Genomic DNA, 21756 nt, shown 5'->3' on the forward strand with positions numbered 1-21756 from the left:
GGGTCACAGTGCTGTCTCGAACGGCTCCTGCTCGTCGCTGAGGTCGCCGCTGAGATCATCATCCCCACCATCATCAGGCATCCCCGGAGCAGGCCCAGCCAAAGCCCCGGCATACATGCCGCCTTCCTCGTCGTTGAGGCGCGCGCGGCACTCGTCGGCATCAATGACACCCTTGTCGATGTAGATGCCATCAGCCTCGGCATCGGCCTTGCGGATGTCGGCCTTGTCCTTGTCGCTCATCTCCCACAGCGATTCGAACTCGAACGTGATCTTGGGATCGATGTCGCCGAAGAGGCTGAGCTGGACGACTTGCAGCAGGGTGTGCAGTTCGGGGCCGCAGACCTTCTCGAGATAGGCCATGATCTTGTCGTAGAAGACGCGGATTTCGCCTTCGGAACTGGCATTGAGCCCCGATGGGGTGATGCCGAGCAGGATGACCAACGGAATACCGGAGACCGACGCGATCTGCTCCAAGGCCTGCGCCTGGAGCTTATCCAGCCCAGCGATGGGCGCCGAGACGTTGGCGAAGTCCTCATCGTTCTTGTCAACAACGAAGATCCCGCGGTTGTCGCGTGTCTTGTTGAACAGGTCGGCGCGGGCCCAGAGATTTTCGCCAGTGCCACCTTGCAGAACGCCGTCGGTATTCGTCTTCAGCACCATGACCGAGAAGGAATGGATCAGGTCCGAAACGGACTGCCGCGCCCGCAACCAGTTGTCGACGTAGGGCTTGCACATCTGCGTCAAGGCGACACCACCGAACGCATAGGCAGGTTTCAGCATGTTCGGCATCGGGCGGCCAACCATGGTGAGCAGGCGACTGGCATGCACGATGCGGCCCGACATGTACCAGGACGCGGGCTTGTAGAAGTCCGGCGCCAGCGGGTTCTGCGCATCATAGGGGCCGGGGTAGCTCCACATCGGCTCGACCACGGCGAGGCGCTTCAGGGGGCGCTTGTCGTTGATCTTGCGGTTGTCCATGACCAGCGGAACCTGCAGCTCTGCAGGCCGGTCGTAGTCGCCGAAGTCCATGAAGATCTGGATCCGGCCAAAGAAGCATTCCTTCTCGATGGCTTCCCGGAACAGTTCGCGCACGGCGAGACGCTGCAACTCCGCCTCGATCTTCTTTACCTTGGCGTCGTCGCCACTGATCTTGATCCACTTCCTGGTGCAGTGCTCGGCCCAGATCGAGGCGACGTGCCGGTATTCGGCGCGCTGCGACAGTTCGGCGAGGTAGGGATAGCCGAGGAAGCCCAAGCCTTCGTGATAGTCCTGTTGTGCGGCGTAGGCACTGATGTCGCCGGTCGAAGGCATCGCGTCCAGCGCCATGCCTTGGGGCAGGACACCGGGCAGGGGATCGGGGCGCGCAAAGGTCTGCTCTGGCATGTAGACCGCAGAACCGCTGTGACGGCCCGCCTCCCAGATCGCGGCCATGGAGATGCCGCGGCGCTCGGGCAAGACTTCGGCCTGCACTGGCATGGCCGTCGTCGACTTGAACAGGGCGCGCCATGCGGCTCGGATGCGGTTGAACATGAAACCTCGTGGGCCGAACGTGTAAGGTCCATGTTACCCGCCACCGGTCTGTGCTATGGCGTGCCAGTGCTCAGTCTCGACGACCTCATCATCGCCGCTATTGCGTCAGTCCGTTCATGGCCGGAGCAGGAAGCGATCCTGCGCGGGATTGGGATGGATGATGCCGAGACGGAATCGATCCGGATCGCATTGGCCGAGCATGATGCCGAGGCCGTGGCGCGGATCGTGAAGGGGCCGGAACCGGATTAGGCAGCGCGCAAGGCTTCGGGGTTGATGACGAGACCGCCGCGCCCTTCCCAGAAGGCCATGACAGCAGCGTCGGCGAGGTTGTGCGACGGGATGCCGCGCTTCTTCAGCGACTTCTTGCTCTCGACCTTCATGCGGCCATTGACGCTTTCCCGTCTCGGCTGCGTCAGTTCCGCTGCCAGCTTTTCTCGTAGCGGCAGGCCAGAGGGGATCGAGATCAGGGCCTTGCGGTCGTAGGGCAAGCCATTACGTGCCTGCCAGGTGTTGCGGAACCTGTCAGCAAGCAGGCCCCAGCCCTGCGCCTTGAGGTTGGCGAACATGTCGCCATGTGTTTTGCCAGGCTGGTATTCACGCTCCGGCCGGTCTGGCGCCTCCGATGCGGTCCAGCCATTGAACCGGCAGGGCTTGAACTTCAGACCCGCGATTTGCGCCTTGGTTTTGATTTCTCCCTCAAGCCGACGCAGTTCGCCAGGCACTGATGCGCCGACACCGATATCGTCGATGTGAAGGGTATCGAGCAGTTCGCGTTGTGCAAGGGCATAGGCATGTGCCGCCGCAGCGTTGGGGTTGTCATCGTGCCATTCCTCAAGGCCGGACAGGACGCAGCCGTATCGCCATGCCATCGCATTCGGGTCCTGCGTCTTCGGGGCGGCCACATCGCCCTCGACACCGCCACTGACGTCAAAACCACCGATCCGGCCACCGCCGACAGGGAAGTCAGCGATCGAGAGATGAGCATCGAGCGCCGCCTCGACCCACATCGGCTTGATGATCGACAGAGCGTTGTCGGCCACTGGCTCGCCGAGATAGACATGCCGGTAAAGCTCAGGATCCGACTGTCGCATGATTTCCGCATCGTCGCGCAGTTCCTTGGGGAATCGCGGATTGTCAGTGAAGTTGATCTTCTTGACGATGCAGTAGGCGCGGCCGTCCTTCTCCGCCGGATAGATCGGGTCGGCAACGAAGCGCTGGTAGGTGTCTTCGAGCGGGTTCTCTGGGTTGAAACTGACCCAGATCTCGGAGCCGTCCTTTCGCAGCGTCGGTATCAGAGCCCGCCAGCTTTCCGCTGAAACTGGGTTGGCTTCCTCCAGCCATGCCGCATCGAAATTGGAGAAGCCCTTGAGCTTCTGGGTGTTGAGGCGGGTGGCATTGGCCCTGATGCCGCTGAACTTGATGCAGCCGCCACTGGTCCGGCAGTTGATCTCGGTCTTCAGGATCTCGAAGTGATCGTCGAGCCCGCGCCGTTCGATCTCGGCAACGAACTCCTGGTAGACGCTGTCCGCGATGCTCTCCATGATCTCGCGGAAACAGACGACCCGCCAGCCATGGTAAAGGACATTGCTGGTCAGGATGGTGCAGAAGGTACGCGTCTTGGCGCTGCCACGGCCACCATAGGCGACCTTGAAGCGCGCCGGCTGCAGGTAGTCCCGATAGGCCGGGAAGATATCGATGACTTCGGAGGTCATTCTTCAACGACGCGATAGGTCGGGGCGGAGATGTTGACGTTGACGGTTTGTGCCGCAGTCTCCTTGAAGGCTGAGACGTCGACGTGCTTGCCCACCAACTCGACGACCTTGGTACGATCGAGCAGCTTGATCTTGCGGACACGGCCGATCGCAACCCTGTCTTGGCCACGTCCCTCGAACAGCTCTTCAACCTCAATGCCTGCGACTAGGCCAGTGCGGAACACCATCGGCCAATCATGAATCGGCTTCAGGTTGCCTTCCGCATCGTAGAGCTCGGCAAGGTCGGCTGTGGCATCGCTGGCAAGGCGGGTCAGCACCCATTCGGCATCGACCTTGGTCTTTTCCGACCTCTCCGCCTTTGCCGCCATGAGGGCTGTGGAGACGTCAACATTCGTCAACAGTCGCGCCCCCTGCTGCTTCGCCGTCTTCGGGCTGTAGCCTGCCCGTATGGCGGCTTGCGTTGCGTTGAGATCGATGAGGTATTCACGAACGAACGCCTCCTGCTTTGGCGTCAGGCTCATGTTGGCTGCCCCACCCAAGCCGTGATGACGGCGATTGCGCCAGCTCGCATATCAGACCTGCCAACTTCGCCTAAATCCTCCCACAGCATTCGAGGGTCCAGGCAATCGTAAAGGAACAAGGCCTTCGCCGCGCGCTCTATCTCCGGCGCAACGGTCGCATCCGAATGAAAGACATCGCTCTTAACGGCGCCCGCCTCAACCTCTGCCATCAGCCGGCAGGTCTCGCAGCAGTTGGGATCGTATTCCATGATCAGAACTCCATCGCCTTCCAGCCCAGCCTTGCGGCCCGGGACATGATTTCCTCATCGCTGAGGACCGAGAAGTTGCGGCGCCAGAACTGGCCCTTGGCATTGGGCTTACCGGTCGCATCACAGCGATGGACCGCCCCGAATTGACGGAGGAAGTCCGCGGCTTGGCCGGGGAGACTGACATCACGCTGTAGCAGCCCGGAACAGAGGACGCCGCGCTGCTTCGGGAGACCGCCAGATTTGGCACGGCGCGCCCGTTCATGCAGGGCCATCCCGGCTTCGCGACGCCAGCGGGTGACTGTGCTCAAGCTGGCATTGAAGTGCTTCGCCGCGCCCTGAGAACCGAGGCGATGCAGCACGGACAGGAAGTCGTCGGGGCAATTCCGCTTCAGCCCGATATAGCCACAGCTCCGGCACTGGCCACGGCTGTAGCGGCTGATCTGGGTGCCGCAGGTCCGGCAATGCTTCTGAGGCTGGGTGCCGGAACGGGGACGTCCGCCGCGACGTGACGCCATCGCCCACGAGAACAGGGGCAGGGCTTCGACCAGGTTGCGGACGTGGATTGCCTTGCGCGGCATGGTCATGGCTTCGAGCATGTTGCCCCCCTTGCTTCGATGTCGTCGATGATAGTTTTGGCAAGATCAGGCGGAACCTTGCCGCGGTATTCAGGCCAGCGCTGGCGCATGGCGGCGCGGTTGCAGGTCTGCGCTTCGGTGGTGAAGGCGAAGATGGCAGCTGCAGCACCGAACGGATCGGGGTGGGCGGACAGGTCCGCGTCGACAGGGCCGGTGTAGGGCTGGTCGGGGTCGTGCCAGAGGGCTTCGTCGATCATGCGACTACAGCCCCAAGACTGCCTACATGACTACGCCTCGCGCGCGTATCCTTATACAGGCCACTCTTTTTTCCGTTTTTTCTTTTTATGAATTGAAGAGTAGTCAATGTAGTCAGGCCGGAAAAATGGCGGTTTTCTGCGGCTTTGCGGGTGACTACATGGTGACTACAGCAGGCCATCTGACTACCGTAGTCACCTGCCGCACCGTTCAGGAAATGGCGCGCAGAAATGAACAGCCTGACTACAGGGCGCGCAGCATCGCGCAGGATTGTAGTCACCCTGTAGTCAGGCTTGTAGTCAGGGCTGTAGTCAGGAGTTTTCATTTGTTCTCCGATAGATACGAACGCTCTCACGCTCGCCGGTGACCGGATTTCGCTCTTTTCGCGGAACACTTTTGAAACCAAGTGTGCGAAGGGCTGCGGCGCACCTGTCCTGAGCCTTGTCGTCCATGCGCTCGGCCGGCACGCCGATTTCCTTGAGCGCTGCTGCAAGGGAGCAGCTGTCCCGACCCTTCAGCTTCTCATTCAGGATTTCAGCCCAGATATCGGTCTTCTGGCGCTTCTCGACCTGCGACTTGGCCAGCGATTCCTCTTCGGGAGTCAGCCACCATTGTTCATCGGCGAGGAAGGCGCGATAGGCTTCGGCCCAGATCTGGTCGCGGCGATCGGCGATCAGCGCCAGGTCCGTCTTGGTGATGGAGACCGGCCAGTACCGGCGGTTGCCGGTTTCGTCGGTAAGGTAGCCGCCCTCTCCGGGATTGATGGTGCCGAAGAAAATGCACTGGCGGGGGTGGTCGCTGGCAATCTTGGCGTAGGGAAGAACGACGCGGTCGACGCGCATCGACAGTAGGCCCTTGACGATATTCTGATCCTTCTTGGCGATGGCGATGAACTCGGCCAACTCGACGACCCATGCGCCCATCATCTGCATGACCATCTTGTTGTGCTGGTCGAACAGGTTGACCGACGCCGCGGTCCACATCTCGGAAAACAGCGTCTCGATCGCACTGGTCTTCTTCAGGCCTTGGTCGCCCTCGATGACGAGAACGGTATCGACCTTGCATCCCGGCTTGAAGGCGCGGGCAACGGCAGCGATGAGTGTCTTGCGTCCGACGGCGCGAACGAAAGGGGTGTCATCGGCGCCAAGGCAAAGCTGCATCCAGTAGTCCAGGCGCTTGGTCCCGTCCCACTTCAGGCCGCGCAGATAGTCCCGAACAGGATGGTACGAGTTCTCGCGCGCATGACGGATCACGGCAGGATAGACGTCGCTGACGGTTGGCTCGTACTGATGCGCTTCAAGGATGAGGCGGATGTCGATCAGGTCGGCATCATCGAGAGGACGGCCGTTCCATTCGACACGCTCGGCCAGTTCATTCCACCTGATGGTGTTGCCAAGTTCACGCACGTTCTTGAGGAAGATCATCAGGTTCGTGATGCTCTTCTTGTACCCTTGCTTTGACGACTGCAGCCGTCCTTTCCATGCCTGCAGGTCGATCGGTTCAGCGGCCATCATGCTGCCCTCGCAGTGTCAAAGCCAATGCACATGGGCAGGCTGGCAGATTTCAGGATTGCACGGTTGACGCGCTTCGGATCAATGCCGACGCATTGGAGATGACGGGGCATCGTCGGTGTAGGCCAATGGATCGCGTCAGGGTCGCCGATGATCAGCGCGCCCGGCAGCACATCGAGTTCAGGCGGCACCGCGGTCCACTTCGTGTAAACAGCCTGCTGACGCGCGGAGGCATACCAAGCGCGTGCGCGCATCCATGCCGTGAAGAACGCGCGCGGGTCTGCGAAGATGGTGTTGTCCTCGTCGGTCAGTCGGCCGAAGAGTTGCGGGCGGTTGTCGGTCAGGACTTCGACCTTGCCTGTCGTCGGCTCCCAGGCGATCACGGTCTCGATGCCAAGCCAGTCATAGTCGATCGGAGCGAAGATGTGGGGGCAAGGATAAGCGGCAAGGATGAGGTGTCGGTCGCCCTTCCTGAGATAGCGGAACGGGGCCAACGCATAGGTTGCGCCGACTTGGCTTCGATCGATCCGGAGAGCGCGCGCGATTGCGACGTGATCGAACGGCAGGCTCCACCACATCTTCGCCGGCGTCTCTCGCGCGATGTCGCGCCAGTAGGCAGCCAGATAGTTCCAGCCATCGGCGCCAAGCTCATTCACAGGGCTCTCGGCGAAAGCAGCGATGAGGCTGGCGGTGTCGATCACCTCGGGTCATAGGGACTGGTCGCCATCAGAGCAGGCCCTCCACCTTGAGACGGTTGGCGACGTCCTCGGTCGAGTAGGCCGCAAAGGCGACGCCCCCGGCGCGATTGACGGCATTTGCGAACTTGACCTGTTCGGGCTTCAGGCGGTCCTTGCCGGTCTTGGCGTCGATCCATACCGCGCGGCCCTTGATCGTCGCGGCGATGTCGAGAGCACCCTTGGTCCCGAACTTTGCCGGTCGGCCATCGCGGGTATAGAGCAGGCCGGGGGTGTCGACGGGCACGGAGAAGCCGCCGATTTCTGATATGAACAGGCGGATTTCGTGGATGAGGTCGGTGTGGCGGGCGCTCATTGGATCACCGTCACTTTCTCGGCAGCGCGGGTCACGGCTGTGTAGAGCCAGTTGGAACGCGCTTCGCGGAACGCGCCGCTTTCGTCGAAGATAATCACGTCATCCCACTGCGAACCTTGGCTCTTGTGGCAGGTGATCGCCCACCCGAAAGTGAATTCGTCGTACTTTCGACGCTCGCGCCATTCGATCTTATGCTCGGCGCCGACGAAGAACTCTTCTGCCACTTCAAGCGTCAGTGGATCGCGATCTTCGTCCAGCGAAGACGCTTCGATCGACAGGCAGCCGAATTTGTCGCCAACGCTCTCGGCCATCCACATGCCGCCGTTGAAGATTTGCTTGTCGCGCTTGTTCTTGAGGCAGATCAGCCGGTCGCCCGTCGTGGGATGCCATTCCTCAGCCTTGCCGTGCAGGCCCTTCAATGCGCGAATGCGGCGATTGTAGGCGATGCGCGTGCGGTTGAGGCCGCAAAGGAGTTGGTCTGCGCCAAGCACGAGTTCACGCAGGCGCTCGTGTCCAATGTCGGCGCGCGAGGTGACAATGCTCTCGCCGTAGGCTCCGGCCTGCAGGCGGTTTCCCTCGCGGATCTCCATGCTCATCCGGATGATTGGGTTGTCCTGTGCCTGGCGATGCACTTCGGTCAGCATCACGTCCGGCGCGCAGTTGATGAAGAAGCCTTCATCCTTGACCGGCGGGAGCTGGGCCGGATCGCCAAGCACGAGGATTCGCTTTCCGAAGGTAAGCAGGTCCTTTGCCAGTTCCTCGCCGACCATCGAAACCTCGTCGACGATCAGGAGCTTGGCGTCGGTCAGATCGCTTTCAGGGTTGAGGCTGAACGTCGCCTCGCCGGTGCGCTCATTCACGTCGACCTTGTAGATCAGCGAATGGATGGTCGATGCACCCTCGCAGCCCTTCTTACGCAGAACCAACGCAGCCTTGCCGGTAAACGTGGCATAAAGCACCACGCCCTTCACGGTCGCGGCCAGTTCCTTGGCCAGCGTGGTCTTGCCAGTGCCAGCATAGCCGAACAGGCGAAACACCTGCTTGCCGCGTGGATCCTTGAGCCAAGCCTGCACGTCGGCAATGGCGCGCTCCTGCTGAGGCGACCAGCTCATGCCGCGCGCTTCCCCTGCTGCGAACGGACCCGCATCATCTGGTGCGCCCAACCTGGCTTGTAGCCACGCTCGGCCGCGATCTTGAGGAAGTCCTCTAGTGTCTGGGCCTTGCCGACCTCACGACGTGCCTCGCGCTTGGCGTAGTCACGCTGCACCTCAGCCAGCGTTCCCTCGACCACCTCGATCTCGCGCGCCTTGACCTCGGGCGCGTGACCACACTGCGGGCACTTCGGCGCAGGCCGGAACACGAAGAAACATTCCTCGCACTGCTTTATCGGCACTTCGGACGGTGCCGCGCGCTTCTTCTTTTCCCGGTCCTCAAGGCTCCATTCGCGCACGTCGTCGGGCAGGCCGTGCAGTAACGAGTTGCCGGCATGGTCGAGAATGATGGCTTCGGACTTGCCTTCACAGGGGCGTAGCGCGCGCCCGACCTGCTGCAGATGCAGGCTCAGCGACTTGGTCGGACGCAGCAGGATCGCGGCCTCGATCGCGGGAACGTCGAAACCTTCACCGAAGAGATCGGCGTTGGACAGGATCAACGTCTGGCCACGGCGGAATCGCTCAACAGCGGCGTCGCGTTCGTCGGCATGCATCGAACCATCGACATGCTCGGCGGTGATCCCAGCAGCGAGGAACTGGGCCACGATGTGCTTGGAGTTCTCGACGCCCGCAGCGAAGACGACGGCGCGCTTGCCTGGGCAGAGCTTGGAATAGTGCCCGATCGCGTCACCAACGATTTGCGGCTTGTCCATCGCCTTGGCCAGGGCGCCGCGCTTGAAGTCGCCAGCGGCGACACCGACGTCAGAGAGGTCTGGCGTGGCGGGGGCAAACAGTCGGTAGCGGCAAAGACTGCCATTCTCGATCAGGTCTGCCACCGTCGGGCCCTCGATCATGGTCTGGAACCAGCGGCCCAGACCTTGGCCATCGAGACGCCAAGGCGTTGCAGTCAGGCCCAGCACTCTGGCGCGGGGGAAGCGGTGAAAGATCTCGTCCCATGACGCGGCACCGATGTGGTGGCATTCGTCGAACACGATCAGTGCCGGCTCAGGCAGTTCGTGGATCCGCCTCGCAACGGTCTGGATCGAGCCGACCTGCACCAGCGCGCCGGGGTTCGAGACATACCCAGATTGCACCGTGCCATGGGGAATGCCGAGCGCGTGGAAGGTCTGGCTCGCCTGCGCCACCAATTCGCGGCGATGGCAAAGCCACCAGACGACGTTCTGCTTTTGCGCAGCGCCGTGCACGATCGTCGATGCCGTCACCGTCTTGCCGCCACCAGTGGGCAGGTTGAACAGGACAGAGCGGCAACCTTGGCGGTAGGCGTTGCGGCCACCGTCGATCAGGGCTTGCTGATAGGGGCGGAGATGGATCATCGGATCACTTCCCTCGGGCCATGGCCCGCAATGTCTCGAAATGCCCGCGGCTCTCCGGCTTCGGCTCGGTGCCGGTCAGCGCGAAGAAGCCGTCGAGGAGCTTGGCCGCCCATTGCGCGGCGCGGCGTTGATCAGGGCTCATGCGGCTTGCGGGCCCAGTTCCCGCTTGATCTCGGCCCAGATCGCGTAGGCTCGGCCCTTGGTGATCCCGATACGCTCAGCCGCGTCCGCTATGGTGATATCGAGCGCGACCAGTTCGGCGAGACGCGACTTGGTCGTCAGAGCAGGCTTGCTCATTGCGTCTGTCCTCCATCAAAAGGGGTAGGGCGGGGCTGTCCGCAGGCAGCGCAGCACGTCATCTGTGGAACCGGCACCGGCTCGATGCGCGGCCCGAGATGCCAGCCACGCACCGGCTGCAGTGCGATGGTCCGCAGCACTTCGCCGCAGGGGCCTTGAACGGCAGCGGCAACGCGGTCCTTCGCGACCCAGTCGGCTTGGCGGAGGGCGCCCATCACGCGGCCAGCCTTTCAGCACAGAACCGCGCATAGACTTCGCCGACAAAGGGTCGCTTCTTGCAGCGCTTCGCCCAGGTCTTGCGGTAGTGGACGACCGTGGTGTGATCCGTCAGGCCAATGCGCCCCGCGACCATCGTGGTTGACCAACCCTTGTCGAGAAACAGCATGGCGCAGACGGCGCGCGCATCGGGGCGCGGGTTGAAGCGATTACCGCCCGTTGCCACGTCTGCGAACGTCAGCCCGAAGGCTTCAGCAACATCTGCAATAGTCTTGCGCCAGCCACTGAAGCGGGTGGGCAATTCCGTGACAACGCGTTGCTTGGCATCCCACTCGGCAGCGGCTTGCGGATCATCCCGCCGAAACTGGCCGAGAACGATTTCAAGCGCTTCAGCCTTCTTGAAGCCGCGACGGCACAGCTTCCAGTAATCCTCCCAGAGGTGGGCGGGGACATGGCTGCGGCGCGTTGCCCGAGCCCGAGCCAGTGCCTTCTTTCGAACCTCGGGGTCGCGCATGCGATCGGCGCAGACGGTACGCTTGTAGGCGAGGGCCGCGGGAGTGTTGGCGTTGCGCTTGGCTCTCTCGCGATGGGCCTGAGCAAATTCAGGATCGCTCAGCAGCCGGCGCTTGATGGTGGCGGTGCTCTTGGCATGCGAATAGCGGTCGGAACCGTTCATCCGCGCAAAGCAGGAGCGGCAATAACCGGTCTTGGACTGCGACGAGACCGGCTTGTCGCACTTGTGGCAGAGGCGGGGAGCTTTCACGCCGCAATCCCCATGTCTGAAGCCATTGCACGCAGGCTCGACACGATCGCGTCGACGTCCCGCAGCGACGGCATGATGTCCGCCAGCGCCTGGTGGTTGATTCTGGCGCCGCCATTGATCGAGGCTGCAGCCAGCTTGGCAGCAAAAGCCGTGACGGCCGGCACCGCGTTGATCACTTCTTCGCAGTGCTGGGGAACGGCGCGGCAGCCGAACAGCGCCATGTAAGGCTGGATGTACTGCTCGCCGAACGCGGCGCCGATGGCAGTGATGAAGGAGGCGGGGACCTTCTTTGTCTCCATGTCCTCGAGGCGCTGCACGGTATCCGCACTGGTTCCGAACAGCGCGCCGATCTGGGCGTTGGTGACGACGTGATCGCGTTTCACTGCCAGAATGATCGAGCGCGCAGCCTCGGCAATTTTGCCATGTGTAGGAATATCAAAGAGATATTTTTGCTTCGGAGGCATGGGTTAGATGTCTCCGGTATGAACGAAACCGAGATCATCAGGCTCGCCGTAGTGAAAGCCCTTGTCGTCTTGCCAGCCCTTGGTCGCGAGGTGTGGCAACGCGAAGCAAAGCCAGATGATGACTGCGGCGGCCAGAGAGGCGGATTGAAGTGCGACGATCATGCGGCCAGCCCTCCGCCGGTGAGGTTGCGCACCCCACCGGCTTCGGTCAAAGTCGACGGTGTATCGGCATCGACTGAAAGAAGGGGCCAGCCATGGCGAAAGAAGACGTACTGCTTCCGGTGCGCTGCGACTGCGGCGAAAAGTTCAATGTACCCATCGCTGGGGTGGAACTCGAAACCCTTGAGTTCACCTGCCCCAGCTGCGGCTCGACCGATCGGCTCACCGAGGATCAAATCGCCAGCGTCGTCGCCAGCTACGAGGCAGCTAAGGATCAGGCGCGCCGGTTTGCTGCGAACGCACTCAACGACATCGTCAGGGGCATCGGCAAGAAGCGCCGCTAGATCACGGAACGACCGCAAGGCGTCATCCACAGAAGGCACCTTGATCAGGATGGGGAGGGTAATCTGCGCCATTGGTCAGGCGGCCCGCTTCGGCAGTGCGCTGAGATCGACGCCCTGCTTCTTGGCCAACCTCTCGATCGCGTCGATGCGCCAGCTCGGGATTTTCGCCCCCTTCCAACTGGACACGGTCGAAGGTGTGAGCTTCAGTGCGCGGGCGACAGCAACCGTGCCGCCAAGCGCTTCGATGATGTCGGCTGCGTTCTGCATGGCTCATTGTTACGATATTCGTAACCTACAGGCAAGCGGGTAATTACGATGTCCGTTATATACGGAGCGTTACGATTTTCGCATGGTGTGCCCATGGTCACGCATGATGAAATTCTGGCAGAACTGCGGAAGCGCTTGGCAAAGCGCGGCGCTGCCGCAGCAATTGCGCGGCTACTCGGTCAGCCCGCCTCGCGCATAGCCGAGATCAAAAAGGGTGAGCGGCGCATTCAGCAAAATGAAATGCCAATCCTCGCCGAGTTCTTTGGGATGGGGAGTGTTGAGCCAGAAGCCGACACGAATATAGTTTGGGTTCCCGTAATTGGTATTGCAGCGGCGGGCAGTTGGCGCGAAGCTATAGAGGTGCCAGCTTTCCTCGTCCCTCAGATCCGAACCCCGAACTGCAACAAAGCTTTTGCCGTCCAGGTGGATGGCGACAGCATGAACCAGATCCTGCCCGAGCGATCCTATGCTGTGATCGACCCCGACCAACGCGACTTGCGGCACAACCGCGTCTATTTGATCCAGAACGGCAACGGGGAGACGACGATTAAGCGCTTCTGCAATGAACCGGCACGCTTTGAGCCGGTGTCAGACAACCCGGCCCACAACGTGATCCAGATCGGCGAGCACGACATCATCGTGATCGGCCGCGTCGTATCCTTCACAAGCGACGCTGGTCTGTGACCGCCCGTGCCTGAAAGAGTTGAGAGGGTATTTCTAGGCACGGCGGTGACCCTGGTAATCGGCGGTGCGCTCTGGGCTGCCGCAACTTCCAACCCAACACCGCTTAGTCCGGCTGATGAGATATTGGACCAACAGGGAGATGCTTTCGATGCTTCGGATCTCCGGCGAGTAACCGTCGACGATCTCCTTATTTCGTTTGCCGACAACGAAGTGGCAGGAAATAATGAATGGTCGCGCGCCTCAATCTCTCTTGTGGGCTATTCGGTGGGGACAGAGGACGGGAGAATGCCCACCGTAGAGGTCAAGGCGCAGGGCAACCGGTCGCTTAAGGCTGAGTTGCAGACTCGCGACGCGGCTGCCTCAATACGGTTTGGCGAAACCGTCGAATTGCTCTGTCTCGGCGCAACAGCGCAATACGGCGTGGTCACGGCGCACGACTGTGAGTTGAGTTATCACGGCAAGCGCCGTGAGAAGGACCCATACTGGGCGACCCCAGATGCCCTGCAGGATCCGCTATGAGCTGCGGAGCCACAGTCTGCCTGCACTGCCAGCGGGATGATCCGTGATGGATATCAGCGACGTTCAGATATGGAACTCCGGGCTTGCCGTTGAGGCCGCATTAGGACCGTCAGGGGAGCTCCGATTGCTACTCCAGCTGGAGCCGAACGGCCCATTGCTGTCTGTTCCTTTTGCGGTACAGCTACCACCGGGAACACTGCGATACCTGCTAGATCGCCTGACCGCGATAGCTGACGCAGCGCCGGAATACTGCGGGCCAGCAGCCACAAACAAAGGCGCTCACTGAACCTCGTTCTTGGTTTCAGGTCTTTCGGTTTCACAGGATGCCCTGCGGCGCGCCGATGCACTGAAAGCATATCGCCAAGGGGAGTGATGTGGCCTTCTCCCGGTGGAATCCATCCGCCAGGGCGCTGCAGCTTTTCGTTGCCAACTTCACTCATCAGAACCTCGCTCGTTCGGGCGGGGCTTTTCGTGCCCAGCCAAGGCATGTGTTACCACATCAATTAAATTACGAAAACCGTATTGACGTGATATTACGATTATCGTAATTAAGTCTCCAACAGCCCACCCCGGCTGAAGGAGATTCGAGATGTGGAACACCACCCCTCAAGCGCAAGCAGTCCTCAGCAGCATCAATCCCGCTTCGCTGCGCATCGTGCGCCGCACCCCGCCGATCGGCCCGGCCTATTTTGCCTGGGGGACGGACAGCGCCGTTGGTGAGCGGCTGCAGGCCCTGCGTGAGGCATATGTCGCCGAACTGACCGGCACCACTTTCGCCGATACGCCTGACCGTGGTGCTTGGCTCGATGCGTACGAAAAGACTGGCAGCGTCGAAGAGGCACTGAGTGCCCGTTTCGGCGATCCCGACGGCTACGCCGCGGCATGGGGCTACTTCGGCCGCAGCGACAACGATGCTGTGCATCGCATGAACAAGGCTTGGCAGGCTGAATGCGCGGGGCGTCCGGTGCGGGAGGCTGCGTGATGGCTCGTCCCGCAATCACCGGTCCGCGCCTCGACCGCGAAACCCGCGCCGAACGCCTTGCCTACGCCCGCGCCTGGCGCATCCGCATGAAGCCGCACTTCGACGCGATCTACGGCGTCGAGCCGCAACGCTGTGGCGTCTGCGGCCAGCGGGTGAGGGGGTGCTGAGATGGCGCAATACAGCCCCCGCCGCGATCTGATCGCATGCTTTGGCGTCATGGCGGCTTTTGCAGCCGTGTTCTCCGCATTCTGGGTCGCCCTGCCATGACTGCGTTCCGCATCATCCCGAACGGCCGTCCCATGGCCGGCAATCTACCGCTTCTGCCGATGTCAAAGGAAGACGCCCGTTTTTGGGCCCTTCTACGCGCACGGCGAACCCAAAACCCTCGCAACGGAAAGGACGCGGCGTGAACGCCGTCACCAAGATTGAAGCCGCGCCTTCGCACATCGCCACGGTCGTTGAGCAGACGCCTGTCGTCGTGCTCACCGACAAGGCCCAGCGCGAGAGCTTCTACGAGCATATCCAGCGCGAAGTCGACGCGTTCGAGCCCGACACCAGCACGGAGAAGGGCCGCAAGGCGATCAAGTCGCTGGCCTACAAGATCACGCGCACGAAGACTGCGATCGATGACGCCGGCAAGCAGCTCAACGAAGAGGCGAGGGCGCGCATCAACGCCGTCGATGCCGAGCGTCGCGCGGTCAAGGAGAGGTTGACGGCACTGGCGAATGAGGTTCGCCGCCCGGTGGACGAGTGGGAAGCTGCCGAGGAAAAGCGCGTCGAGGAATGCCGCGGCATCATCGATGGCATCAAGGCCGCTGCTGTCGTCACGATCGAGGACACCGCCGCGACCGTCCGTGCCCGTGGTGGTCAGGTCTGGAATACCGCGCTCGATGCCGACCGGTTCGGCGACATGCTGGCCGAAGCCACCGCTGCCAAGGACATGGCGGTGTCGGCGCTCAAGTCTGCGCTGGCTCGGCTGACCAAGGAAGAGGCCGACAAGGCTGAGCTTGAGCGACTGCGCGCAGAGGCTGCCGAGCGCGAGGAGCGTGATCGGGTCGAGCGGGAGGCGCGTGAGGCTGAGGAGCGTCGGGCGGCCGAAGCAAAGGCCGCCGAGGAGAAGCGCCTCGCCGACGAGCGCGCTGCTGAAGAACGCCGCATCGCTGCTGAGAAGGCAGAGGCCGAGCGCATTGAGCACGCCAAGCAGGAAGCCGCCAAGGCCGCAGAACGCACCGCCCGTGAAGAGCAGGCCAAGCGCGACCGTGAACACGCTGAGCAGCTGGCCGCCGAACGTCGCCGCGCCGAGGAAGCAGAACGGGCCGCACAGGCCGAGCGCGACCGCATCGCCGCAGAGGAAGCCGAACGTCAGGCCAAAGCCAAGCGCCTCGCCGATGAACAGGCCGCCCGCGAAGCCGACCAGGCGCATCGCAGCGCCGTCATGCGCGAGGCGAAAGAGGCGATCATGACCTGCGGTGTCGACGAGGAAACCGCCAAGAAGATCGTTCTGCTGATCCGCGCCGGTGAGGTGCCCAACGTTAGCCTGAGGTTCTGATCATGACCGACAACCCCTTCGATCTCGACTATCGTGAAACCGCTGTAGAACTGGAAGACTTCGCCGAAGCACCTGCACAGCCGACAACCGGCCCGACCTACCACGGCGAACTCCTTCAAGGCTCCGACGAGTGGCTGCAGGCCCGCTGTGGTCTGCTGACGGCTTCGGAAATGAAGCTGATCATCACGCCCACCGGCAAGGTCGCGAACAACGACAAGATCCGCACACACGCCTTCGAACTGGCGTTCCAGCGCATCACCGGCTTCGTCGAACCGCAGTACGTCTCGGACGCGATGCTCCGCGGACAGGAAGATGAGATCTACGCTCGTGCTGCCTACTCGGAGCACTACACCGAGGTTGTCGAGACCGGCTTCATCACGAACGACAAGTGGGGCTTTACGATTGGTTACAGCCCCGACGGCTTGGTCGGCGATGATGGCCTGATCGAATGCAAGTCGCGCGCCGGCAAGTACCAGGTGCAGACGATCGCGAACGACGAGGTTCCGGAAGAGTACGTGCTGCAGCTGCAGACGGCTTTGCTGGTCAGCGAGCGGGAGTGGATCGACTTCATTTCCTACTGCGGTGGGCAGCCCGTTTACGTGAAGCGGGTCTATCCCGACCATGAACTGCAGGCCGCGATTGTCGCCGCTGCAACCGCCTTCGAGGCCCGCGTTGCCGACGTGATCCGCGAATACCACGCGACGCTGGCCCGCATGCCGAAGCTCATTCCGACTGAGCGGCGTGAAATCGAAGAGATCATCATATGACGATGATCCGCGTCATCGACTTCGAAACGTCGGGCACGGAACCGCCCGCCGGCAAGGTGTGCGAAGTCGGCATCTGCGATCTGGACCTGACAACACGCAAGGTTCTGCTGCCGCGCTCGTGGCTCTGCGGTGTCGATGCAATGCCGCCGGACGTCCGCGCAGTGCATCACATCAGCCTCAGCGAATGCGCTGATCGTCCGCCGTTCGATCCTGCTGACATGTTCAGCGAAGGTCTTGGTGCGATCGCTGCTCACAACGCCGAATTCGAGACCAAGTTCTTTGACAGCCCGGTGCCGGTGATCTGCACTTACAAGGCAGCGCTGCGCGTCTGGCCCGATGCGCCAAGCCATTCAAACGGCGCACTCCGGTACTGGCTCGAAGATGCGGGCAAGATCGCACCGGATCATGCCCTGACGCAGCCCGCTCATCGCGCCGGGCCCGACGCCTACGTCACCGCTCACATCCTTCTCGCGCTCTTCGATGCGGGAGCGACGGGCAGGGACATGGTGCAGTGGACAAAGGAACCGCGCCTTCTGCCGACATGCCCGCTGGGCAAGTTCCGCGGCGTGCCCTGGTCAGAAGTCGAAGCCGGTTTCCTCGGATGGATGCTGCGTCAGCCGACGATGGAAGAAGACCTCAAGTGGAATGCGCAGCGCGAGATCACGCGCCGCCAGAAAGGAGCAGGACTGTGAGTGAAGCAATCGACATGTCCCGGTTCGTCGAGGCCAAGAGCGACCAGCTCAATGCCGACGACCTGATCGGTGCCCCGCGCACCATCACCGTTCGCAAGGTGACCGGTAACGACGGCGATCAGCCGGTTTCGATCTTCTACGAGGGCGACAACAACAAGCCGTTCAAGCCCTGCAAGACCATGCGCCGCGTCCTGCTTGGTGTCTGGGGCCGCAACGCCGCCGATTACGTCGGTCGGTCGATGACGCTGTACCGCGACGATGCCGTCACGTTCGGCGGCCTCAACGTCGGCGGCATCCGCATCAGCCACATGAGCCACATCGACAAGAAGATGGTCGTGGTGGTCATGAAGACCAAGGGCAAGAAAGCGGGGATCGAGATCAATCCGCTGGTTGCCGAGGTGCGGCAGATGCCCGCGAACAACGCGATGGCAGACTGGACCGACAAGTTCATCGCCAAGGTTGCTGAAGCGCCGGATGCCGATGCGCTCAACAGCTACGTCGCCAGCCAGATCAAGTGGCTCGACAAGCTTCCCGCCGATCTGCGCTCCAAGGCCGACGATGCCGTCTCTGAGCGCTTGGCCGTGTTCCATCCGCATGAAGGCCGCGCCGATGCCGACATGGGCGAGGGGTTCACCGACATGGAAGGGGGCTTCTGACATGGAACAGAACATCGCCTTCGCACTGTCGCTCGTGACGATGATGGCCGCGCTATCGGCTTACGTGCGCAGCCGTCGCGATCTGCGCGCCGCCGAACAGCGCCTCAACGCCCTCCGCTCGAACTGCTCGATCCGCAACGAGCGCGGGCAGATGCTCCGCTACGTCAACGCCTCGCCGGAAGTGCGGGCGCGGGCTGAGACGGCCAACTGACCAATCCGGACCCGGCTAAGGCGCGGGCCGGGTCCGACCACCAGCGCCGGAGATAATCACCATGAAGCCCGAAGCATTTGACCCCGAGACGGGGAAGTAATCGAGGAGCGCGCCGCCGATGGTGGCCGGCGCTATCCCGCTGCCACCACGATGACCGACCTGATCGCCATGCTCAACGACGGCGCATTCAACCAGAACTGCGCCGACAAGCTGCAGGGCTTTTCCGCAGACATGGAAGAGCGCGGCGTCGACACCGGGAAGAAGGTCAAGGGAAAGATCACCCTGACCATCGAAGTCGAGCGCGAGCACGACGGCGTCTACTTCTTCACGCCGGACCTGCAGTTCAAGCTGCCGCCCGAGAAGGTGAGCCGCACGATCGGTTGGGTCACGGACGACAACCGCTTCACGCCGAACAAGCCGGGGCAGGGCAACCTCTTCGGCACCATCCGTGAAATCACCGTCGATGCCCGCACTGTGCGCGGCGCTTGAGGACCAACCCCATGACCCAAACCGAAACCTGCACCGCCGGTGCCATTGTGCACGAAGCCTTCGAAGCTGCCAGCGATCATCTGCGCGGCGAGATCGTAACCATCATCGACCCACGCGATGGCACGCAAGCCCCCGCGATCCTTCGCGATGGTATCCATGTCATCAGCCCGAGCGAATTCGACAAGTTCCGCATTCGGCCCACGCGCCGCGAAGGCTCGGCAACGCATACCCGCCTCGACAGCTTCATCGACCATGTGAACCGCTTCAAGGGCGAGAACAGCGCCGTGTTCGCGGTCGACAACATGGCTGGCCCGAAGCTGACGGCAATCTACGACTATCACGCGGTCGGCTATTCGAGCGATGCCGAGAACCTGAAGCACCGAGCAGTCTACAGCTTCCCGCTCTCGGACGAGTGGAAGGCCTGGAGCGGCGCCAACGGCAAAGCGATGGTCATGAGCGACTTCGCGTCGTTTCTCGAAGACCACATCGTCGATGTGACAACCGACAAGCCGAAGTCGGACGCGGCGAAGGATTTCCTTGCGAAGACCGGCGGCAATCTCGCCAGCCCGTCGAAGCTGATCGAGATCGCGCGCGGCCTGCAGGTGAACGAAGCATCGACGCTGCGCGAGGCCCGCAATCTTTCAAGCGGTGAAGCCGAGGTCGTGTTCCAGTCCGAACACCTCGACGCCAACGGTAACAAGCTCGTGCTGCCCAACGCCTTCATGATCTGCATTCCGGTGTTCGCCCGCGCCACCGTGTTCGACCAGATTCTTGCGCGCTTCCGCTATCGCAAGAACGGAGGCTCGATCTCGTTCTGGTTCGATTTGTGGCGGCCCGACCTCGTGTTCGAGCATGCGTTCACCGAGGCCTGCGAGCAGGTGAAGAAGGAAACCAGCTTGCCGCTTTTCGTCGGCAATCCCGAATCCTGACTTTCCACCAAGGGGGCGGGGCGGCGACCGCGAGGATAGCCGCTCCGTAGGAATGATGAGTGAAGTTCCGTTCTGGCTTGTCTGGTGTGAAAATGGTGGTGAACCGAGAGTCAAACAGGTGAGCCGCGCAATAGCCGAACGCGAGGCTGAGCGCCTTGCCAAGCTCAATCCCGGCAAATCGTTCTGTGTCCTGCCATGTGTCGCTCGATACACCGAACGTCGCGTGACCGTCGAACAGTTCGATCTGGGCGATGACGGGATCCCTTTCTGATGACCCCCGACGCCGTCATCATACTCACCATCATAGCGCTGATCTGGATTGGCTGGCCGCTGCACAGCATCGCCAATGACCTCCGCTTCATGCGCCGCAAGATCAAGGACTGATCGTGCCTGACATCCTCCCCATCATCCGCAAACGCACCAACCCGGCACTGCACCATGCCGTCACAGCAGACGCGCTGCTTGCCGATCTCGGTTTCCGCCAGGAGGTCGATCTCGTCGGTCTCCAGTGCGCCGTCGAGGAAGCGGTCGAGGTCGAGTTCCCGGAGCAGGCCTATGCGCATTGGCTCACGGTCGAGGATGTTTGCCAGGCTGCGGCTTGGTTTGAGGGGGTGGTGGCGTGAAGAACAAGCTCACAGATCTCAACGATCACCTCTTCGCCCAGCTCGAACGGCTCGGGGAAGAAGGCATCGACGAATCCAAGATCGAGATGGAAGCCAAGCGTGCCGAAGCCATGGTGCAGGTGGCCGACCAGATCATCCGGAACGCGGACCTGCAGTTAAAGGCCGTCACTGTGCTCGAACGGACCGGCGACCGCTTTGCGAAGCCACTGGCGCCGATGATCGGGAGAACGGCGGAATGAAAGGCTGGCTCCCCCGCTTCGACATTGGCCCATGGGGCGGCGGTGGCATCGACAATAATAGCCATGTCGAAGGGCGCTCCTTGGTGTTCCAGTGGGGTCCGATTTTCCTCGAGCTTTGCATTGCGAGGGTAGTGAAATGAAAGGCCGCGCCATCTCCTACAGCGCCGCTGAAATGGCTTGGCTCGAAGAGAACCGGCTGCTTCCGATCGCGAAATATCATGCCGGATTCGTCGCCGCCTTCGCGCGCCAGGACGTCGCCGCGGTTAACTTGCACAGCCTGCGCAAGCGCAAAGGCTGGAAAACCGGCCGCACTGGCCGCTTCGAGCAGGGCCATGAGACCCACAACAAGGGCAAGCCGTTCCCAGTCGCCCGGGAGCATCCGAACTGCCGCAAGACGCAGTTCAAGAAAGGGCAGGAGCCGCACAACACCAAGTATCTCGGTCACGAGCGCGTCAGTGTCGACGGCTATGTCGAGGTCAGTGTTGCGGAGACCAACCCTCACACCGGCTACAGCCGCCGCTATGTTCTCAAACACGTCTGGCTCTGGGAGCAGAAGAACGGCCCGATCCCCGAAGGCCACTGCCTGAAGTGCATCGACAGCAACAGGCTGAACACTGATCCCGCCAATTGGGAACTGATTCCGCGCGCCGCCCTGCCGCACCTCAACGGCGGCCGGCACAAGAAGCGACTGGCCTACGACGAGGCGCATCCTGAAGTGAAACCTGCGATCCTGGCAGTGGCGAAGATCAAGGCGAGGGTGGGGGAACTGAGATGACCGACCTCACCGATTTAGCCCGCCACTGGCTGAACCAGACGGCGAAGGGGAAGGGGCTTCGCCTCGACTCTGACCAACTCGATCTCCTGAACTCACTCGGCATCGGCGAGATCATCGCTGCAGAAGCCGCCAAGACACTGAGGGCACAATGCCGGACAAGGACACTCCGCTCTATTCCCGCGGGAAATACCGTCTCGATTGGGACCGTCGAAAGGATGGTAGCCTCCGAACCCCCTTCCTCCAG

General features: G+C 61.9%; 35 protein-coding genes. 17 read left to right on the forward strand and 18 right to left on the reverse strand.

The genetic code is table 11. The features are described 5' to 3' along the window. Positions 1-3 precede the first annotated feature (3 nt). Positions 4-1530, reverse strand: a complete 1527-nt coding sequence (locus C7W88_RS12925) for a DUF1073 domain-containing protein (protein WP_118073840.1) — start codon at positions 1528-1530, stop codon at positions 4-6. 30 nt (positions 1531-1560) lie between these two features. On the opposite strand from C7W88_RS12925, the gene C7W88_RS12930 reads away from it, so the two are divergent. Next, positions 1561-1779 (forward strand): hypothetical protein, encoded by a 219-nt coding sequence (locus C7W88_RS12930; RefSeq protein WP_162896041.1) that lies wholly within the window; start codon positions 1561-1563, stop codon positions 1777-1779. Here the strand turns inward: C7W88_RS12930 and C7W88_RS12935 are convergent. The 16 genes from C7W88_RS12935 to C7W88_RS22730 form a co-directional block, all read right to left on the reverse strand. Next, positions 1776-3242, reverse strand: coding sequence for a PBSX family phage terminase large subunit (locus C7W88_RS12935; protein WP_118073842.1), 1467 nt, complete (start codon positions 3240-3242; stop codon positions 1776-1778). The two genes, C7W88_RS12930 and C7W88_RS12935, sit on opposite strands and share 4 nt — an antisense overlap. Then, positions 3239-3763: a terminase small subunit gene (locus C7W88_RS12940; RefSeq protein WP_118073843.1), complete on the reverse strand. Its 525-nt coding sequence runs from the start codon at positions 3761-3763 to the stop codon at positions 3239-3241. The genes C7W88_RS12935 and C7W88_RS12940 overlap by 4 nt, the downstream gene beginning before the upstream one ends. Next, positions 3760-4011 carry a hypothetical protein gene (locus C7W88_RS12945; RefSeq protein WP_118073844.1) on the reverse strand — a complete coding sequence of 84 codons (252 nt, stop codon included), beginning with the start codon at positions 4009-4011 and terminating at the stop codon, positions 3760-3762. Before C7W88_RS12945 ends, C7W88_RS12940 begins: the two co-directional genes overlap by 4 nt. 2 nt (positions 4012-4013) lie before the next feature. Continuing rightward, on the reverse strand, positions 4014-4607 hold the full coding sequence (locus C7W88_RS12950; RefSeq protein ID WP_118073845.1) for a hypothetical protein: 594 nt from the start codon (positions 4605-4607) through the stop codon (positions 4014-4016). Then, positions 4592-4843 (reverse strand): hypothetical protein, encoded by a 252-nt coding sequence (locus C7W88_RS12955; protein ID WP_118073846.1) that lies wholly within the window; start codon positions 4841-4843, stop codon positions 4592-4594. The genes C7W88_RS12950 and C7W88_RS12955 overlap by 16 nt, the downstream gene beginning before the upstream one ends. After that, the gene (locus C7W88_RS22715; RefSeq protein ID WP_162896042.1) at positions 4840-5166 is read right to left on the reverse strand and encodes a hypothetical protein; all 327 of its coding nucleotides are present in this window, start codon (positions 5164-5166) and stop codon (positions 4840-4842) included. The genes C7W88_RS12955 and C7W88_RS22715 overlap by 4 nt, the downstream gene beginning before the upstream one ends. Further along, complete coding sequence (locus C7W88_RS12960; RefSeq protein WP_118073847.1) at positions 5153-6355, reverse strand: virulence-associated E family protein; 1203 nt, start codon at positions 6353-6355, stop codon at positions 5153-5155. The genes C7W88_RS22715 and C7W88_RS12960 overlap by 14 nt, the downstream gene beginning before the upstream one ends. Continuing rightward, positions 6352-7053 (reverse strand): hypothetical protein, encoded by a 702-nt coding sequence (locus C7W88_RS12965; protein ID WP_118073848.1) that lies wholly within the window; start codon positions 7051-7053, stop codon positions 6352-6354. The genes C7W88_RS12960 and C7W88_RS12965 overlap by 4 nt, the downstream gene beginning before the upstream one ends. A 25-nt stretch (positions 7054-7078) precedes the next feature. Continuing rightward, a complete protein-coding gene (locus tag C7W88_RS12970; protein WP_118073849.1) occupies positions 7079-7402 on the reverse strand; it encodes a hypothetical protein in 324 nt (107 codons plus the stop codon). Further along, positions 7399-8514 carry an ATP-dependent RecD-like DNA helicase gene (locus C7W88_RS12975; RefSeq protein ID WP_118073850.1) on the reverse strand — a complete coding sequence of 372 codons (1116 nt, stop codon included), beginning with the start codon at positions 8512-8514 and terminating at the stop codon, positions 7399-7401. The genes C7W88_RS12970 and C7W88_RS12975 overlap by 4 nt, the downstream gene beginning before the upstream one ends. After that, positions 8511-9887, reverse strand: a complete 1377-nt coding sequence (locus tag C7W88_RS12980; protein WP_118073851.1) for a DEAD/DEAH box helicase — start codon at positions 9885-9887, stop codon at positions 8511-8513. The genes C7W88_RS12975 and C7W88_RS12980 overlap by 4 nt, the downstream gene beginning before the upstream one ends. 4 nt (positions 9888-9891) lie before the next feature. After that, positions 9892-10029 (reverse strand): hypothetical protein, encoded by a 138-nt coding sequence (locus C7W88_RS22720; RefSeq protein ID WP_162896043.1) that lies wholly within the window; start codon positions 10027-10029, stop codon positions 9892-9894. Then, a complete protein-coding gene (locus tag C7W88_RS22725) occupies positions 10026-10184 on the reverse strand; it encodes a hypothetical protein (RefSeq protein ID WP_162896044.1) in 159 nt (52 codons plus the stop codon). The genes C7W88_RS22720 and C7W88_RS22725 overlap by 4 nt, the downstream gene beginning before the upstream one ends. 214 nt (positions 10185-10398) lie before the next feature. Further along, positions 10399-11163, reverse strand: a complete 765-nt coding sequence (locus tag C7W88_RS12990) for a hypothetical protein (RefSeq protein WP_162896045.1) — start codon at positions 11161-11163, stop codon at positions 10399-10401. Beyond that, on the reverse strand, positions 11160-11627 hold the full coding sequence (locus tag C7W88_RS12995) for a hypothetical protein (protein ID WP_118073854.1): 468 nt from the start codon (positions 11625-11627) through the stop codon (positions 11160-11162). The genes C7W88_RS12990 and C7W88_RS12995 overlap by 4 nt, the downstream gene beginning before the upstream one ends. Before the next feature lie 3 nt (positions 11628-11630). Next, complete coding sequence (locus C7W88_RS22730; RefSeq protein WP_162896046.1) at positions 11631-11789, reverse strand: hypothetical protein; 159 nt, start codon at positions 11787-11789, stop codon at positions 11631-11633. 92 nt (positions 11790-11881) lie between these two features. On the opposite strand from C7W88_RS22730, the gene C7W88_RS13000 reads away from it, so the two are divergent. Continuing rightward, positions 11882-12130, forward strand: a complete 249-nt coding sequence (locus tag C7W88_RS13000; protein WP_118073855.1) for a hypothetical protein — start codon at positions 11882-11884, stop codon at positions 12128-12130. Between the two features lie 75 nt (positions 12131-12205). On the opposite strand, the gene C7W88_RS13005 is transcribed toward C7W88_RS13000, so the two are convergent. Further along, positions 12206-12397, reverse strand: coding sequence for a Cro/CI family transcriptional regulator (locus C7W88_RS13005; protein ID WP_118073856.1), 192 nt, complete (start codon positions 12395-12397; stop codon positions 12206-12208). Between the two features lie 93 nt (positions 12398-12490). Here C7W88_RS13005 and C7W88_RS13010 point away from each other — a divergent pair, with 93 nt between their 5' ends. The 15 genes from C7W88_RS13010 (at position 12491) to C7W88_RS13070 (ending at position 21512) form a co-directional block, all read left to right on the forward strand. Beyond that, entirely contained in the window at positions 12491-13081 is a 591-nt protein-coding gene (locus C7W88_RS13010) for a S24 family peptidase (RefSeq protein ID WP_162896047.1), read from the forward strand. A gap of 45 nt (positions 13082-13126) precedes the next feature. Beyond that, positions 13127-13600 (forward strand): hypothetical protein, encoded by a 474-nt coding sequence (locus C7W88_RS13015; RefSeq protein ID WP_118073858.1) that lies wholly within the window; start codon positions 13127-13129, stop codon positions 13598-13600. A gap of 589 nt (positions 13601-14189) precedes the next feature. Further along, positions 14190-14582 carry a hypothetical protein gene (locus tag C7W88_RS13020; RefSeq protein ID WP_118073859.1) on the forward strand — a complete coding sequence of 131 codons (393 nt, stop codon included), beginning with the start codon at positions 14190-14192 and terminating at the stop codon, positions 14580-14582. Then, a complete protein-coding gene (locus tag C7W88_RS22735) occupies positions 14582-14749 on the forward strand; it encodes a hypothetical protein (RefSeq protein ID WP_162896048.1) in 168 nt (55 codons plus the stop codon). The genes C7W88_RS13020 and C7W88_RS22735 overlap by 1 nt, the downstream gene beginning before the upstream one ends. Before the next feature lie 239 nt (positions 14750-14988). Continuing rightward, complete coding sequence (locus C7W88_RS13025; protein WP_118073860.1) at positions 14989-16131, forward strand: hypothetical protein; 1143 nt, start codon at positions 14989-14991, stop codon at positions 16129-16131. A 2-nt stretch (positions 16132-16133) separates the two neighbouring features. After that, entirely contained in the window at positions 16134-16898 is a 765-nt protein-coding gene (locus tag C7W88_RS13030; RefSeq protein ID WP_118073861.1) for a lambda exonuclease family protein, read from the forward strand. Beyond that, positions 16895-17590: a hypothetical protein gene (locus C7W88_RS13035; RefSeq protein ID WP_118073862.1), complete on the forward strand. Its 696-nt coding sequence runs from the start codon at positions 16895-16897 to the stop codon at positions 17588-17590. The genes C7W88_RS13030 and C7W88_RS13035 overlap by 4 nt, the downstream gene beginning before the upstream one ends. Further along, complete coding sequence (locus tag C7W88_RS13040; RefSeq protein WP_162896049.1) at positions 17587-18246, forward strand: hypothetical protein; 660 nt, start codon at positions 17587-17589, stop codon at positions 18244-18246. Before C7W88_RS13035 ends, C7W88_RS13040 begins: the two co-directional genes overlap by 4 nt. A gap of 1 nt (position 18247) precedes the next feature. Continuing rightward, positions 18248-18457 carry a hypothetical protein gene (locus tag C7W88_RS13045; protein WP_118073864.1) on the forward strand — a complete coding sequence of 70 codons (210 nt, stop codon included), beginning with the start codon at positions 18248-18250 and terminating at the stop codon, positions 18455-18457. 150 nt (positions 18458-18607) lie between these two features. Next, the gene (locus tag C7W88_RS13050; RefSeq protein ID WP_118073865.1) at positions 18608-18946 is read left to right on the forward strand and encodes a hypothetical protein; all 339 of its coding nucleotides are present in this window, start codon (positions 18608-18610) and stop codon (positions 18944-18946) included. Positions 18947-18957: 11 nt separating this feature from the next. Beyond that, positions 18958-19875 (forward strand): DUF2303 family protein, encoded by a 918-nt coding sequence (locus tag C7W88_RS13055; RefSeq protein ID WP_118073866.1) that lies wholly within the window; start codon positions 18958-18960, stop codon positions 19873-19875. Between the two features lie 118 nt (positions 19876-19993). Then, positions 19994-20146, forward strand: coding sequence for a hypothetical protein (locus tag C7W88_RS22740; RefSeq protein WP_162896050.1), 153 nt, complete (start codon positions 19994-19996; stop codon positions 20144-20146). A gap of 115 nt (positions 20147-20261) precedes the next feature. Then, positions 20262-20498, forward strand: coding sequence for a hypothetical protein (locus C7W88_RS13060; protein ID WP_118073867.1), 237 nt, complete (start codon positions 20262-20264; stop codon positions 20496-20498). Beyond that, positions 20495-20737: a hypothetical protein gene (locus C7W88_RS13065; protein WP_118073868.1), complete on the forward strand. Its 243-nt coding sequence runs from the start codon at positions 20495-20497 to the stop codon at positions 20735-20737. The genes C7W88_RS13060 and C7W88_RS13065 overlap by 4 nt, the downstream gene beginning before the upstream one ends. A 136-nt stretch (positions 20738-20873) precedes the next feature. Continuing rightward, entirely contained in the window at positions 20874-21512 is a 639-nt protein-coding gene (locus C7W88_RS13070) for an HNH endonuclease signature motif containing protein (RefSeq protein WP_118073869.1), read from the forward strand. Positions 21513-21756 lie beyond the last annotated feature (244 nt).

Source organism: Novosphingobium sp. THN1, from assembly GCF_003454795.1.
GTDB lineage: Bacteria > Pseudomonadota > Alphaproteobacteria > Sphingomonadales > Sphingomonadaceae > Novosphingobium.

Excerpts from the sequence above, each read along its gene's own strand:
- C7W88_RS12925 (WP_118073840.1), bottom strand. The coding sequence starts at position 1,530 with ATGTTCAACCGCATCCGAGCCGCATGGCGCGCCCTGTTCAAGTCGACG.
- C7W88_RS12930 (WP_162896041.1), top strand. The coding sequence starts at position 1,561 with ATGTTACCCGCCACCGGTCTGTGCTATGGCGTGCCAGTGCTCAGTCTC.
- C7W88_RS12935 (WP_118073842.1), bottom strand. The coding sequence starts at position 3,242 with ATGACCTCCGAAGTCATCGATATCTTCCCGGCCTATCGGGACTACCTG.
- C7W88_RS12940 (WP_118073843.1), bottom strand. The coding sequence starts at position 3,763 with ATGAGCCTGACGCCAAAGCAGGAGGCGTTCGTTCGTGAATACCTCATC.
- C7W88_RS12945 (WP_118073844.1), bottom strand. The coding sequence starts at position 4,011 with ATGGAATACGATCCCAACTGCTGCGAGACCTGCCGGCTGATGGCAGAG.
- C7W88_RS12950 (WP_118073845.1), bottom strand. The coding sequence starts at position 4,607 with ATGCTCGAAGCCATGACCATGCCGCGCAAGGCAATCCACGTCCGCAAC.
- C7W88_RS12955 (WP_118073846.1), bottom strand. The coding sequence starts at position 4,843 with ATGATCGACGAAGCCCTCTGGCACGACCCCGACCAGCCCTACACCGGC.
- C7W88_RS22715 (WP_162896042.1), bottom strand. The coding sequence starts at position 5,166 with ATGAAAACTCCTGACTACAGCCCTGACTACAAGCCTGACTACAGGGTG.
- C7W88_RS12960 (WP_118073847.1), bottom strand. The coding sequence starts at position 6,355 with ATGATGGCCGCTGAACCGATCGACCTGCAGGCATGGAAAGGACGGCTG.
- C7W88_RS12970 (WP_118073849.1), bottom strand. The coding sequence starts at position 7,402 with ATGAGCGCCCGCCACACCGACCTCATCCACGAAATCCGCCTGTTCATA.
- C7W88_RS12975 (WP_118073850.1), bottom strand. The coding sequence starts at position 8,514 with ATGAGCTGGTCGCCTCAGCAGGAGCGCGCCATTGCCGACGTGCAGGCT.
- C7W88_RS12980 (WP_118073851.1), bottom strand. The coding sequence starts at position 9,887 with ATGATCCATCTCCGCCCCTATCAGCAAGCCCTGATCGACGGTGGCCGC.
- C7W88_RS22720 (WP_162896043.1), bottom strand. The coding sequence starts at position 10,029 with ATGAGCCCTGATCAACGCCGCGCCGCGCAATGGGCGGCCAAGCTCCTC.
- C7W88_RS22725 (WP_162896044.1), bottom strand. The coding sequence starts at position 10,184 with ATGAGCAAGCCTGCTCTGACGACCAAGTCGCGTCTCGCCGAACTGGTC.
- C7W88_RS12995 (WP_118073854.1), bottom strand. The coding sequence starts at position 11,627 with ATGCCTCCGAAGCAAAAATATCTCTTTGATATTCCTACACATGGCAAA.
- C7W88_RS22730 (WP_162896046.1), bottom strand. The coding sequence starts at position 11,789 with ATGATCGTCGCACTTCAATCCGCCTCTCTGGCCGCCGCAGTCATCATC.
- C7W88_RS13000 (WP_118073855.1), top strand. The coding sequence starts at position 11,882 with ATGGCGAAAGAAGACGTACTGCTTCCGGTGCGCTGCGACTGCGGCGAA.
- C7W88_RS13005 (WP_118073856.1), bottom strand. The coding sequence starts at position 12,397 with ATGCAGAACGCAGCCGACATCATCGAAGCGCTTGGCGGCACGGTTGCT.
- C7W88_RS13010 (WP_162896047.1), top strand. The coding sequence starts at position 12,491 with ATGGTCACGCATGATGAAATTCTGGCAGAACTGCGGAAGCGCTTGGCA.
- C7W88_RS13020 (WP_118073859.1), top strand. The coding sequence starts at position 14,190 with ATGTGGAACACCACCCCTCAAGCGCAAGCAGTCCTCAGCAGCATCAAT.
- C7W88_RS22735 (WP_162896048.1), top strand. The coding sequence starts at position 14,582 with ATGGCTCGTCCCGCAATCACCGGTCCGCGCCTCGACCGCGAAACCCGC.
- C7W88_RS13030 (WP_118073861.1), top strand. The coding sequence starts at position 16,134 with ATGACCGACAACCCCTTCGATCTCGACTATCGTGAAACCGCTGTAGAA.
- C7W88_RS13035 (WP_118073862.1), top strand. The coding sequence starts at position 16,895 with ATGACGATGATCCGCGTCATCGACTTCGAAACGTCGGGCACGGAACCG.
- C7W88_RS13045 (WP_118073864.1), top strand. The coding sequence starts at position 18,248 with ATGGAACAGAACATCGCCTTCGCACTGTCGCTCGTGACGATGATGGCC.
- C7W88_RS13050 (WP_118073865.1), top strand. The coding sequence starts at position 18,608 with ATGACCGACCTGATCGCCATGCTCAACGACGGCGCATTCAACCAGAAC.
- C7W88_RS13055 (WP_118073866.1), top strand. The coding sequence starts at position 18,958 with ATGACCCAAACCGAAACCTGCACCGCCGGTGCCATTGTGCACGAAGCC.
- C7W88_RS13070 (WP_118073869.1), top strand. The coding sequence starts at position 20,874 with ATGAAAGGCCGCGCCATCTCCTACAGCGCCGCTGAAATGGCTTGGCTC.